General features: G+C 62.0%; 13 protein-coding genes. 2 read left to right on the forward strand and 11 right to left on the reverse strand.

Annotated features, from left to right (window positions below; all coding sequences use genetic code 11):
* The first annotated feature begins 121 nt into the window (after positions 1-121).
* Positions 122-613, forward strand: coding sequence for a DUF6480 family protein (locus TX78_RS01785; protein ID WP_147640393.1), 492 nt, complete (start codon positions 122-124; stop codon positions 611-613).
* Positions 614-671: 58 nt separating this feature from the next.
* On the opposite strand, the gene smpB is transcribed toward TX78_RS01785, so the two are convergent.
* Genes smpB through TX78_RS01840 form a run of 11 tightly spaced genes read right to left on the reverse strand, consistent with a single transcriptional unit; the run spans position 672 to position 9,525 of the window.
* On the reverse strand, positions 672-1,181 hold the full coding sequence (smpB, locus tag TX78_RS01790; protein ID WP_081652483.1) for an SsrA-binding protein SmpB: 510 nt from the start codon (positions 1,179-1,181) through the stop codon (positions 672-674).
* 45 nt (positions 1,182-1,226) lie between these two features.
* Positions 1,227-2,144 (reverse strand): permease-like cell division protein FtsX, encoded by a 918-nt coding sequence (gene ftsX / locus TX78_RS01795; RefSeq protein ID WP_233722120.1) that lies wholly within the window; start codon positions 2,142-2,144, stop codon positions 1,227-1,229.
* The gene (ftsE, locus tag TX78_RS12445) at positions 2,141-3,823 is read right to left on the reverse strand and encodes a cell division ATP-binding protein FtsE (RefSeq protein WP_049897303.1); all 1,683 of its coding nucleotides are present in this window, start codon (positions 3,821-3,823) and stop codon (positions 2,141-2,143) included. Before ftsE ends, ftsX begins: the two co-directional genes overlap by 4 nt.
* A gap of 6 nt (positions 3,824-3,829) precedes the next feature.
* Positions 3,830-4,942, reverse strand: a complete 1,113-nt coding sequence (gene prfB, locus TX78_RS01805) for a peptide chain release factor 2 (protein WP_044493052.1) — start codon at positions 4,940-4,942, stop codon at positions 3,830-3,832.
* A gap of 60 nt (positions 4,943-5,002) precedes the next feature.
* Positions 5,003-5,446, reverse strand: coding sequence for a pilus assembly protein TadG-related protein (locus TX78_RS01810; protein WP_044493055.1), 444 nt, complete (start codon positions 5,444-5,446; stop codon positions 5,003-5,005).
* Entirely contained in the window at positions 5,443-5,904 is a 462-nt protein-coding gene (locus TX78_RS01815; protein WP_044493056.1) for a hypothetical protein, read from the reverse strand. Before TX78_RS01815 ends, TX78_RS01810 begins: the two co-directional genes overlap by 4 nt.
* Positions 5,891-6,304, reverse strand: a complete 414-nt coding sequence (locus tag TX78_RS01820) for a TadE family protein (protein WP_049897305.1) — start codon at positions 6,302-6,304, stop codon at positions 5,891-5,893. Before TX78_RS01820 ends, TX78_RS01815 begins: the two co-directional genes overlap by 14 nt.
* A complete protein-coding gene (locus TX78_RS01825) occupies positions 6,276-6,464 on the reverse strand; it encodes a hypothetical protein (RefSeq protein ID WP_044493062.1) in 189 nt (62 codons plus the stop codon). The genes TX78_RS01820 and TX78_RS01825 overlap by 29 nt, the downstream gene beginning before the upstream one ends.
* A 45-nt stretch (positions 6,465-6,509) precedes the next feature.
* Positions 6,510-7,442, reverse strand: a complete 933-nt coding sequence (locus TX78_RS01830; RefSeq protein ID WP_044493064.1) for a type II secretion system F family protein — start codon at positions 7,440-7,442, stop codon at positions 6,510-6,512.
* Entirely contained in the window at positions 7,439-8,293 is an 855-nt protein-coding gene (locus TX78_RS01835) for a type II secretion system F family protein (RefSeq protein WP_044493548.1), read from the reverse strand. The genes TX78_RS01830 and TX78_RS01835 overlap by 4 nt, the downstream gene beginning before the upstream one ends.
* Positions 8,294-8,307: 14 nt before the next feature.
* Positions 8,308-9,525 (reverse strand): CpaF family protein, encoded by a 1,218-nt coding sequence (locus TX78_RS01840; RefSeq protein WP_044493065.1) that lies wholly within the window; start codon positions 9,523-9,525, stop codon positions 8,308-8,310.
* Positions 9,526-9,774: 249 nt separating this feature from the next.
* Here TX78_RS01840 and TX78_RS01845 point away from each other — a divergent pair.
* Positions 9,775-12,795: FtsK/SpoIIIE domain-containing protein (locus TX78_RS01845; RefSeq protein WP_081652485.1), on the forward strand; the 3,021-nt coding region annotated here is incomplete at its 3' end.

Below are 12,795 nucleotides of genomic sequence, written 5' to 3' on the forward strand. Positions count from 1 at the left end.
GCGACCTCTGATGATTTTTCCAGGCTATGTGGACCTGACCTGCAGTCTTGAGTGTTTACGCTGAAGCCACTGCCAACCGCTGGCCGTCACCGCACGGCCGGCCACAGGGAAGGTGATGATCATGGCTAGCGAAGGCGACTGGACTACACGGCATCTCGGATCGACTCAGGCCTCGGGCAACTCAGATCCTGCCCGCCGCCAAGAGGGCCAGCCGGAGACCTCAAATCCGCAGCCTCCACCACAGGAGATGCCCGATGACGCCCAGCGGCAGAACGTCCGGGAACGGGACGAGGCCGAGCGTCACGGCATTGCCCCGCAGGAGCAGGAGTTGAGTGACTCTGAGACTCCCCCACCGGCTTCAGTAGGGGATGAGAGTGAGGGCGCGCGCTATGGTCGCGATGAGACACGCCGCAACCCCAATATCGACCCCGGCTCTGAGCAGACGCAGCCAGGGGAGACTCCCCCGGCGTCGAACTCCGCCACGGCAAGCCCGCCGCAGTCGGCTCCCACGAAGCCACCGAAGTCCAATATGGTCATCACCATTGTGGTGGTGGCGATCGTCATTTTGGTGGGGCTGATTTTTGTCGGTTATATCGCCGGTCTGCTGGGCTGAGCACACACGGCCTGTGCTGTGAGAACGCAGTAGATCTGCCCAGGCCGAGCTAGATCGATCAGGATGCCTGCAGGTTCCGGTAGCGCATAGCGCGCTGGGCCTCGCGGGCATCCTGCTTTTCACGCAGTGTCTGACGCTTGTCGAACTCGCGCTTACCGCGTGCGATGCCGATCTCCACCTTGGCTTTGCCCTCTTTGAAGTAGAGGCTCAGTGGCACGATGGTGTTTCCCGGGTCCTCGATCTGCCGGGAGATCTTGATCAGTTCCTTGCGGTTGAGCAGCAGCTTGCGCTTGCGTCGAGCAGAATGGTTGGTCCATGTCCCGTTGAGGTACTCCGGGATGTGGACCTGCTCCAGCCACAGCTCACCACTGCGATCAAAGGCGGCGAACCCATCCACCAGCGAGGCTTGGCCCTCGCGCAGGGACTTCACCTCCGTACCGGTCAGCACCAGGCCCGCTTCATAGCGGTCAATGATGGTGTAGTCATGCCGGGCGCGGCGGTTCAGCGCCACCACGTGATTATTCGGGTCCTTGTCGTTCTTGGACTTCTTCTTAGCCACAGGTGCCACCTCCTACGCGGTGCTGCTTGTGATGGGCGAAAACGTAATTGACGACTATACACGCAGGTAGCGGCGCACGGTCAGCCAAGAGGACAGCGCTGCCAGCAGAATAGCGACCAGCAGCAGGCCCGGCATCACAATCCAGGAGTCCTGCGCAGAGATGAAGACGACGCCGGGGACCTGCTGCGGCAGCCACTGTCCCAGCATGAACTCGGCGATCACCCAGGTGGCCGCGCAGGCCAGCACGGCACCAGCTGCAGCGGCGATCACCCCTTCCATAATGAAGGGCGTACGGATCATGGACTTCGAGGCGCCCACCATGCGCATGATCGAAGTCTCTCGTCGCCTGCTGAAAGCCGAGAGTCGGATAGTCGTAGAGACCAGCAGTACTGTGCACAGGATCATCACCGCTGCGATGATGAGCGCGACGACGGTGAGTCCGTTGAGGATGCCGAAGATGGATTCCAGGACTTCTTGCTGGTCGGCCACGTTCTCCACCCCTGGCACCGCGGCAAACAGTTCGCTAACCACGGGGTATTCCTGCGGTTCGTGCAGCAGCAGACGGAATGATTCGGGCATGTCCTCGGCCGTGACTGACGCCGCCCGGACACTGTCCTCGTGGGCGGCCAGGTAGTTCTGCAGCGCCTCGTCCTGGGATTCGTACCGGTAGGAGGAGACATACTGGCTCGCTGCTCCGTTCTGGAGCATCTCCTCGATATTCTCGCGCTGGTCTGCGGTGACAGCGCCGGTGGGGCAGGCGCTGGCGGAGGAACTTTCAGTACACAGGAAGACCGATACCTCGAGGCGGTCGTAGAAGTCATCGGTCATCTGGTTGACCTGGATCTGCATCAGTGCGGCGGCGCCCACAAAGCTCAGCGAGATGAAGGTGACCAGCACCACCGAAGCCACCATGGCGACGTTCTTGCGCAGTGAGCTGAGGGTCTCCCCCAGCTGGTAGAAGAATCGACTCACCGACTGCCCCTCCTGCCGAAGATGCCGCGCTTGGATGCCCGTAGCTGCTCCGCTGTGCGGCGGGTATCGCTGTAGCTGGCCTCAGCCGCGGAGGCGCGCGGTTTGGGCACCTCGGGGCGTGCTGCACCTGCGGGCTCATCAGCCGCGGGCTTATCAGTTTCGGTCCCCTGGGACTCCTCAGACTGGAAGAGCCACGCCAGCCGGGACTGTGTGGTGCTGCGTGATGGCTGCCCGGGGATCGGCTTCGGCGGTACGGGAGTCAACGCGTCAGTTTCAGGCTCATCAGCTGCAAGGTCTGCAGTCTCCACTGGTTCCTGCGGTGTCGCCTCAGGACTCTCCTCGAAGGCTTCGCCATCCAACGCTGGCATATCTGCTGCATCGACTCCCGCAGGAGAGGAGGATTCAATGGGGTCGGCGTCGCTGGCGTCTTCTGGCCAGGTCACCCGGAACTCACGCGGGATCACCCGGTGGCTGTCCGCAGACGCTGCTGCGGAGTCCTCGGCGTTTTCCTGCTCCGCTGGCGGCCCCATCGGCTGCTCCGGCACGACTTCAGCCCCAGGTGAGTCTGCCACTGAGGTCTCATCCGCCGCTGGATCGGGTTCATGCTCCAGTGACGCTGCGGAGTCCATAGGCTCAGTGTCGCGCTGATCTCCAGGAGCCACTTCGGGTTCAAGGCGAGCTTCGCCGTCGCGCGGGTGTTCAGTGCTGTTCTGATCAGGGCTGTCCGGCTCAGGGCTGTCCGGCTCAGGGCTGTCCGGCTCAGGGCTGTTCGGCTCAGGGCTGTTCGGCTCAGGGCTGTTCGGCGCAGTGCTGTCCGGCGCAGTGCTGTTCTGGTCAGTGCTGCCCTGTTCAGTGCCCCGTTCTTGGCTGTGCTCAGCGGCTGCACCGACTGCCACCATAGGTACGGCTTGGGTGAGCAGGGGTGCGGGGTCATGGGCGCGCAGCCCGGATTCTTCCTGCTCTTTAGTCAGCAGTTCCCAGGCGTAGCTGCCTTCGGGGGCGTCGTAGCTGCCGTCCTGCTGGTCGCGGACCAGTTTGCCGCGGTGCAGCTGGACCACGCGGCGGGCCATGCGATCCACGATGGCGCGGTCGTGGGTGGCCATGATGACAGTGGTGCCGGAGGCGTTGATCCAGCGCAGGATCTTCATGACCTCTTCTGCCGCGCGCGGGTCGAGGTTTCCGGTGGGCTCATCGGCCAGCAGGATGGCTGGGCTGTTGACGATGGCGCGTGCGATAGCTGCACGCTGCTGTTCGCCACCGGAGATTTCATGCGGGTAGCGCTTGGTCAGGTGCTCCAGTCCCACACGCGAGAGGATCTTCATCACACGTTTGCGGATCTGGGTGCGAGGTGCGCCGATGACTCGCATGGCGAAGGCCACGTTCTCGTAGACGGTCTTATCCGGGAGCAGCCGGAAGTCCTGGAAGACCATGCCGATGCTGCGCCGGTATTCGGGCACGCGGCGTTCCAGCATGCGGGCCAGATTCTGGCCGGCCACGGTGATTTTCCCGCGCTGGGGCAGACCTTCGCGCAGGATCATCCGCAGCAGTGTGGATTTGCCGGAGCCGGAGGCACCGATGAGGAAGACGAAGTCGCCGCGGTTGAACTCCACGGTGACGTCTTCGAGCGCGGGTTTGCCGCCCGACTGGTAATACCGGGAGACCTGGTCGAAGCGGATCATGAGCGGTTAGCTCTCGTCTCCGCCCTGGGAGCGCCAGCGGATACCGGCGTCGATGAATCCGTCGAGGTCGCCGTCGAGCACCGAGGAGGCGTTGCCGACTTCGTGGTTGGTGCGCAGGTCCTTGACCATTTGGTAGGGGTGCAGCACATAGGAGCGGATCTGGTCGCCCCAGGAGGCTTTGATATCCCCGGCCAGTTCCTTCTTCTCCGCAGCTTCTTCCTGCTTTTTCAGCAGCAGCAGCCGGGCCTCCAGCACGCGCATGGCTGCGGCGCGGTTCTGGATCTGGGATTTTTCGTTCTGCATGGAGACCACGATGCCGGTGGGCAGGTGGGTCAGGCGCACTGCTGAGTCGGTGGTGTTGACAGACTGTCCGCCGGGGCCGGAGGAGCGGAAGACGTCGACCTTCAGGTCGTTTTCGTCGATCTCCACTGACTCGGTGCCTTCCAGCAGCGGGATGACTTCCACTGCCGCGAAGCTGGTCTGGCGGCGGCCCTGGTTGTCGAAGGGGCTGATGCGCACCAGACGGTGGGTGCCGGCTTCCACTGAGAGTGTGCCGAAGGCGTAGGGGGCTTTGATCTCGAAGGTCGCGGATTTCAGGCCGGCTTCTTCGGCGTAGGAGGTGTCTAAGACTTTGACGTCCCATTCGCGGCGCTCTGCCCAGCGGGTGTACATGCGCAGCAGCATTTCGGCGAAATCTGCGGCGTCCACGCCGCCTGCGCCGGCGCGGATGGTGACCACGGCGTCGTGCTCGTCGTATTCGCCGGACATCAGTGTGACGATCTCCAGGGCTGCCAGCGCCTTGCGGATGGAGCCCAGTTCATCGACGGCGTCGGCGAGGACGTCGTCGTCGCCTTCTTCTCTGGCCATCTCCGCCATGAGCTCAACATCTTCGATGCGCGAGCCCAGTTTGGTGATGCGCTGCAGCTGGGCCTGCTTGTGGCTCAGCTGGGAGTTCACGCGCTGGGCGTTCTCCTGGTTGTCCCAGAGATTGGGATCTGCGGCCTGCTGCTCGAGGTCTTCCACCTCTTTGGTGAGGGCGGCGACGTCGATGACGTCAGTGATCCGGCGCAGGGTGGAGCGCAGCTCGCTGAGCTCGGTGGGGAAATCTGTCTCTGCCATAACGTCACTACAGTACCGGTCTGGGCCATGTTCTGTGGGGAGGACAACCCACTGGGCGGCTCAGCGGTTTATGGTGACTCGGGCATGGGAGTCAGCGACGACTGGCACACCAGCGGGCATGATCCACCGCAGCACAGGTAATTCCGCTTCCGCTGCCAGTTCCACGTGGACGGTCTCACCGTCGTCGCTGGCCCAGGTTCTCACCACGTGCAACCGGTAGTGGTTCTGGTGTGCGTCGGTGACTAAGAGGTGCTCTTCAACGGCTGCCTGCAGTTGAGACGCAGCGGGCGCCTGGATGCTGTACCCGGGCTCAATGCTGGCGGCCGCAGCCGTCGCCGCGCCGTCTGCTGTGGAGAACAGTTTCCGGGCTTCGAGATTGACCCGGGTTGCCCCAAAGATCACAGCGGTGAGCATCAGGACAATCAGGACCATTCCAAGGACGAGCACGCTGATCTGCCCAGATTCGCCCTCGATTCTCCGCGGATTCCTGGCAGGAGGACTCATATTCCGTCCTGCACATGGGCGGAGGTGGCGCTGACTGTGACCAGCCGGTGTTCCCATCCGCCGAATTCAGGGATCAGCGGCAGAGGGACACGGATCTCCACGGAGAAGCCCACTGGCGCTCCAGCGGTATCGCAGCCTTCCGGGCAATGCTGAGTGATATCGGCCTGGTCGGGATCGATGCCGAAGTCCTGCAGCGCTCGGGACACGGCGGCTTCACTGCGCGCCGCGCGCACAGCGGTAGGCCCCTCAGTGGTGACGTACATTTTGGCTGCTTGATCAGATGCACCCACTGCCGCATACGAGGCAGCCTGAATCTGCGCCACTGCTACCAAGAACCAGACAGCCGGAATGAGCAGCAGTGTGGCGAGCGCAATGAATTCAATGATCGCTGAGCCCTCTTCCCCGGCGTCGGAGTGTCGGGGCAAGGGCGGTCGCAGGAGAGCATCACGGGAACTCATAGGCACTGCCTGACACCTCCACCTCACCTAAACCGCCTAAGACGCCGAGCACCGGTACCTGCGCCCGGACTCTAATCTCCAAGATCCGGCCCTCCCCGTTCTCGCTGGAGTAGGAGTGGCTGATGTCCTGGACGTAGCGGCCTGATACTGCGGACGTGATGAGCTGCTGTGTGCGCTCCACACCGTCTTCTGCTGTGCGGTCGGCCAGCGCTCCGAAACGAGCACCGGTGGATGCGGCGTCAATGAGCGTGTTGCGCACGTGAATCATCCCGGCGAACTGGATAACAATCAGGCACAGCATGACGAGGAGGCCCGCAACCATGGTGAACTCGGCTGGTGCGGAACCCTGCTCGGAAGCGTGGCCGACTTCTCTAGGGCGCGACTTGGTTAATCGCATCATTGAACAGACCAGACAGCGCCGGCTGAGCGATGGCAAGCAGGCCCGCGACCAGCACCGCTGACATGAGCGTGATCATCACCCAGCCTGGAACATCCCCTCGCTCTTCGCGATCGAGGCTTCGCAGCAGCGACGTCAGCAGGTGAGGTGGTGGTGTATTCATGGAGTTCTCCGTTTCTTATCGTGACGTGTCCAGTAGGGATATAGGTCATAAGCCAATCGAAAGCAGCTCCAAGCCGGGGTAGACCGCGAAAATCACAGTCAGCGGAAGGATCCCGAAGACCAGCGGCACCAGCATGGCGATCTCTTTTCTCCCTGCCGCTTCCATCAGTTCCCGTTTGGACAGTTCCCGGACATCCGCCGCCTGCGCCCGCATCACTTCAGCCAGCGGTGTTCCTCGTTCAAGGGCGATGAGAATGCCCTCGAGAAATCTAGCAATGGGGGCGGCTTCTATCCTCTGGTTCAAGTTCCTGACTGCGGTACCGAAGCTCTCGCCAGTCCGCGTTTGTTGAATCACAGCGCTTAGTTCCGCCGCCAACAGTCCTGTGGAACTTCGCCCAATACGCTCAAAGGCACCGGGGGCGCTCTCTCCGGCGCTCACCGCCAGGGCGAGCAGTTCGGCAATGGTGGGAAATTCTGTCAGCATTCGCTTTCGACGCCGGGACACTCGCTGGGAGAGCAGATAGTCACGAAGGAGCACACCGCACACTGCTGTGACGGGCACACTGAACGCGGCGAAAAGCACACTCCCATTACCCGCCAGGAGCATCAAGACATTGAGCATAAGGGCAATGACCACGCCTGCAGCGGCGCAGAGGACTTGCTGTAAGCGATAGTCGCTGACGCTGAGGTTCATATCTGCATGGCGCAGCCGCCGGCGCAGCTGATCCGTATTCAGACTGAACCGGTCCAGTTGGGACACCGCTGCAGCCACCAGCGGGGCGAAGATACGGGCGACTCCACTGATCTGCAATGGTCGGTATGCGGGCTCAGGCGCCGATACGAGCACTCCAGCGACATAGGGCGCTACCCGCTCCTTCAACCGCGGCTGGTTCATGACTGGCAACGCGAAGAACAGTGTCACCAGCCCTATCCCGAGCCCGACACCGGCAGCAATAGCCCACAGCAGCGACGCGGTCATGCCAGCACCCGCCCTTCCTGCGGCAGCGCCCCGATTCGAAGCATGATGCGATAGCACACCAGGGAAACAACAAGGCCAGCCCCTAGCACAAGCATGCCCTGAGCGCCTCGGTATGCCTCGGCTGCGGCCGGCTGGGTCCCCAGTAGCAACACCACAAGCCAGGGCGCAGCGACCGCGAGTTTCGCCGCATTGACGGTCCAGGATTGTCGCGCCTCAAGTTCGCTTCGGGTTTTGGCGGCATCGCGCAGGACCTCTGAAAGAGTATTGAGCAGCCGGCCCAGGTCCGATCCTCCCAATTCCCGCGTAATCTGCAGCGCGAGAATGATCCGGTCTCCCACCGGATCAGCGAGCCTGTCCTTCAGCTTCGCCAATGCCGTTGCCATAGGTTGTCCGGCGCGCCAGTCCCGGGCAAATTCGGCAAAGGGCGCCCGCAGCGGCTCAGGTCCACTGTGGCTAAGTTGAACCAGGCCCTCGGGCAGGGAGAGACCAGAGCGAATGGCTGAGCGCAGATGATCTACGACATCGGGCCAAACCTGGGCCAGCTGTGCGCGGCGTCTTCGGCCCTGCCAGCGCAGTGCTGCCCACGGGCCCAGGGAGGCAAAGATCGCCAAACATGCTGCAATGGGTGCAGCTCTGGTCAGCGCATACACCAGGAAGAAAGTGACCCCCGCGCTAAGCACCACAGCGGTGAGAAACGCGGAGACGGGAAGGCGGGACTGACCTGCTTCATCGAGCAGTCTGCGCAATCGACTGGCCCCTGGGGAGACCCTTTTCCGCGGTGTCTTCGGTGTGAACGAAAGCAGGATCAGAACGCCTCCAGTACCTAGTGAGACACCCAGGGCCAGTGCGATCCAGAAAGTGCTGATCATGACGTTCCCCGAAGCAGCGCCTGGGCCGGGGCCGGAAGACGTGGGTGTTCAAAGACTGCACCGGGCCGCGGCCGCAGACTGCCGTCCTCCCAGCGGAATAGATCGGAGGTCTCGATGAGTTCCGCCTCAACGCGAGAACCTACTCCCAAGATCTGAGCGACGTACCGGCGACCGGACGGTTCGCGCTCACAGTGCACCACGAGATCGATGCATGAGGCTACTGTGGGCAAGATGAAGTTGCGCGAGATGTTCTCGCCAGCCAAGAGCGGGAGGGTGCATATCTTGGTCAGCGCATCTGCCGCGGAATTCGCATGAATGGTGCACGCCCCGGGCAAGCCGCTGTTCATAGCGATCAGCATGTCCAGGCTCTCCGCCTCGCGCACCTCCCCGACTATCAGTCTGTCCGGTCGCATCCGCAGCGCTTCTTTCACAAGACGCCGTAAAGGGATCTCGCCCTCGCCTTCCAAATTGGCTTGACGGGACTGCAACCCCACCACATCCCTAAGCGGGATGCGTAGCTCGAAGATCTCCTCCACAGTCACCACGCGCTCGCGGGGACCGATGGCACTGGCAAGACAGTTCAGCAGGGTCGTCTTCCCGGCTCCTGTGCTGCCTGATACAAGAACGTTCATCCCAGCGGCGACACATTGGGAAAGGAAATCAGCTGCAAGAGGACTCAGCGACCCCAGCCTCACCAAGTCATCAAGTGAGGACGCCCGGCTGATGAACTTCCGGATATTCACCGCCCAATGGCGGCGAGTGATGTCGGGGATCACCACATGCAGCCTGGACCCGTCTGGAAGTGCGGCATCGACGAAGGGGCTCGAGAGATCAAGACGTCGGCCAGAGCTCTTGAGCATCCGCTCCACCAAGTCCTTGATACGGGTCTCAGAGAGCGTAATTGACGTCAATTCTGAACGTCCGGATCTGGCAGCGAACACTTCATTCGGCCCGTTGATCCAGACTTCTTCTACCTCTGGGTCGTCTAGCAGCGGCTGCAATTCACCAAAACCCGCAACAGCGTCGTAAATACGCCGGACAGCCTGCGGAACGTCGTGAATCATCGGCAGAGCAGAAATGATGGCACGACGGTCATACTCGGCCACGGCGGTATCGACAATTTCGCGCACGCCAGACGGGTCATCCGCCGGATCAATACCGCGGCCGCGAATGAGTTCTCGAACTTCGTCCTCAACGATTGCCAGTGCGTCCACGACGCAGACCCTTCCCTACCCTGAACTGAACCTGGACCCAGCGTTTCTTTATTCGATCAGAGACACCGGCGGTCGGCGCTCCCGAGCCCCACGATAGCCAGCATGGGCGAAGGGCACCAGCACTTTTTCGGAGCTGTGGAGAACGCGAGTTTTTCCACAGGTTGGCCATCCCTCCGAGCACGGGGAGTTCTTTAGTGCCTAGTCTGCTAAGCGACATAGTCCGTGTTTTCTACTCCAGCAGGTGCCCCGATGTTGACCATCACTGTGGTCCACGCCCCCGGAGGTATCAGTCCGGGACGATGGGCTGAACTGCGTCGCCTTGCACCCGGAACCGCCGAGCATGAATTGCGAGTTGCACTGCATGCCTCCGGCGGAACCGGCGAAGCGACCGGCCCAGAAATCAGCGCAGCGCTGCGGTCATTCCTCTTCGGAGCCGACGCTGAGCCCGAAGTGCAGCTAAGCACCGCGGGCCGTCCGCTAGCTGATCTAGACCCCGGCTCTGCGCTGTTGCATCCAGGAATGGTTGTACTTGTAGCCCCTCCTGGTGAAAGACTGCGCCGCATCCGCCGTCCAGGCCTCAGCCTCTGCGTCGAGTCCGGACCTGATGCCGGCCAGCTCATTTCCCTGCGCCGCGGCAGCTATTGGCTTGGCCGCGGTCGCTGTGACATTCAAGTCGCAGATCCGGAACTCTCCCGTCGGCATGCGCTGATCGAAGTCAGCGCGCAGCAGATCACCGTGACTCCTGCCTCACAACGCGAATCCTCCCACTCCGCACGGCCTCACGTGCTCGATACCGACAGCGTGCTGGAGGTCGGATACTCCACACTCACCCTGGCCCAACACAGAACCGCCAGCAACAACCGGATATGGCCCCCGTCGGCGCAGAAGGTTGAGGCCTCCCCGCCTGAAGGCCGTCACCGCATGATGTTGGCCACCGCGTGTATTCCACTTGTAGTTGGCTTAGTGCTGGTCGCTGTCACCGGCATGTGGTTCTTCCTGATCTTCAGTATTGCAAGTGCGGCATTGGCTGCAGGAGTTGCCTGGGACTCACACCGGCGACGTCGTCGTTTTCGCCATGCCGTCCGTCACGCAGCAACTCGTTGGGCACTACTGGGTGAAGAAGCCCTACGGTCGGCAGGCCTGCTCGCGCTAGATCTGCGCACCCGAACGCCGGAGCGTCGTGTCAGCGGCTCAGCGACGTATGTCTGCGCTGAGGACTGCCAGGATCATCCAGACCAGCCCGGAGGTCTTCGCTTCCCAGTAGTGAGGATCGGTCATGCTCGGATGCTCGCCTCTGTGGAGGCAGGATCCGCCACTAGCCAGATCAGTGACGCCGATGCGGAAGTGATGGGAGTAGCAGGGGCCGAACTGGCACCGGGTCGGCTCACCCTCATTCATGGGAATCATCGCGACTCAATGCGTCTGATGAGATGGTTCCTTCTGCAATTAGTCGTTCATCCGCTTCGTCCCAATGTGTTGATATACCAGCTGCCTCACGCTGTTGCTGAGCCGCTGGTGGAACTACAGATGCTGCGCGACTATCGGCGGGTGAGGTTGGTCGACGATGCCTCGTCGCTGACCGTCGAGCTGGCGGACAGAGCACCGGGGGTCCTGGTGTGCGCAGGGACCGCACCTGATGAGTTTGTCACTGCCGCCCTCGCATCCGGATGGCACGTCCTCACATGTGAGGTCAGCAATGATCAGAGCCGTCGCGACACCTCTGCGGAAACTGCTAGTACAGCGGATCGCAGAGTTTGCATGGAGACAAGGCAGGTGACCCGCCATGAGCGGTCAGAATCCGCCTCCGTCGAGGCAAACCAGCTCATTGCCGACGGACTCTCACTCACCACGCTGGAAATCCTGTTGCGCGAGGCTGTTCCTGAAGGCAGCACCGATAGCGGGCTGGCAGGACTTCCGGAGACCTGCAGCGTCAGAGTTCCGGCTCCGTGGTGGAGCAATGACGCCAAATCCTCTCTGGTAGCTGATCTGGGACAGGGCCGTGAGCACATGCAGTCCATCGACCTGGTCTCAGATGGCCCCCATCTGCTGATCGGTGGTACCACCGGCTCGGGAAAGTCTGAGCTGCTGAGGACTCTGCTGGTCTCGTTGGCCTCTCGCTACGGTCCAGAGGAGGTGAATTTGGCCCTCATCGATTTCAAAGGAGGTGCTACTTTTCATCAGCTGGCACAGCTGGAGCATTGCCTGACTCTCGTCACGGATCTCTCCCGCGCGCAGGCCGAACGCACTCTTGAAGGTCTGCGCAGTGAACTCATCCGCCGGGAGAAACTCTTCCTTGCGGCTGATGTCTCCGATTACGCGCAATACCGACACCAGCGACCGGACTCTCCGCTGGCACGGATCCTGGTAGTCATCGACGAATTCAGAGTCTTCGCCCACGAACTGCCGGACGCCATGGACGAACTGATGCGTCTGGCCACACTGGGGAGGTCCCTCGGTCTGCATCTGATTCTGTCGACGCAACGCCCCCAGGGTGTGGTTACCGCAGATATTCGAGCCAATATCGGCACAAGTATCAGCCTGCGAGTGCGCAGTGAAGAAGAATCTCGGGATCTCATCGGCGGTGGACAGGCCGCGGCTATTCCTGCACGGCTACCAGGTCGCGGATTTATCAAGCGCTCCGGTGAACCGGCCCGGGAGTTTCAGACCGCCCAGCTGATTTTGGATGACCTGAGACTGCAGGTCATCCCTGAGAAGGGACCAGTACCGGCAGGTTCCCAGGTACAACACAGCACTCCCCAGGTTCTTGAAACAGCCCTTGTGCACTCTCGACGACGGCGCCCCCACACTCCCCTACTGCCTTCACTTCCCGATGAACTGCGTCCTGCAGACGCGCTGAAGGCAGAGGGATTCGGCCACCAGATGGCCCTTCTGGGGCGGGTGGACGATCCCGCGGGCCAAGACCAGCGTGACTTGTCGTTCGACCCGCAGGATCCGCACAGCATCGCGTTCATAGGTGAACCGAGCGCCGGAGCGGCAGCAGCCGTTTGTGGCGCAGTCAGCCAGTTCCTGCAGCAGCCCGACCCGCCATATCTCTACCTTCTCGATGGGGATATGAGCCTCACGCAGTTCGCCGAACGTGACGAGCTGGGGTGCTGGCTGACCCCGGATGAGATGCCCGAAGTGCAGAAGATCCTGGGGCTACTCACCGGGGATCTCAGCGCCCGTCGCGCTGGTCAGACACAGGACCGCCACCCGGTGGTCATCGTTGTGACCGGGTGGTCTCAATGGGCAGCTAAAGATCAGTTCGGC

Origin of the sequence: Nesterenkonia massiliensis (assembly GCF_000455245.1) — a bacterium.
Classification (GTDB): domain Bacteria; phylum Actinomycetota; class Actinomycetes; order Actinomycetales; family Micrococcaceae; genus Nesterenkonia; species Nesterenkonia rhizosphaerae.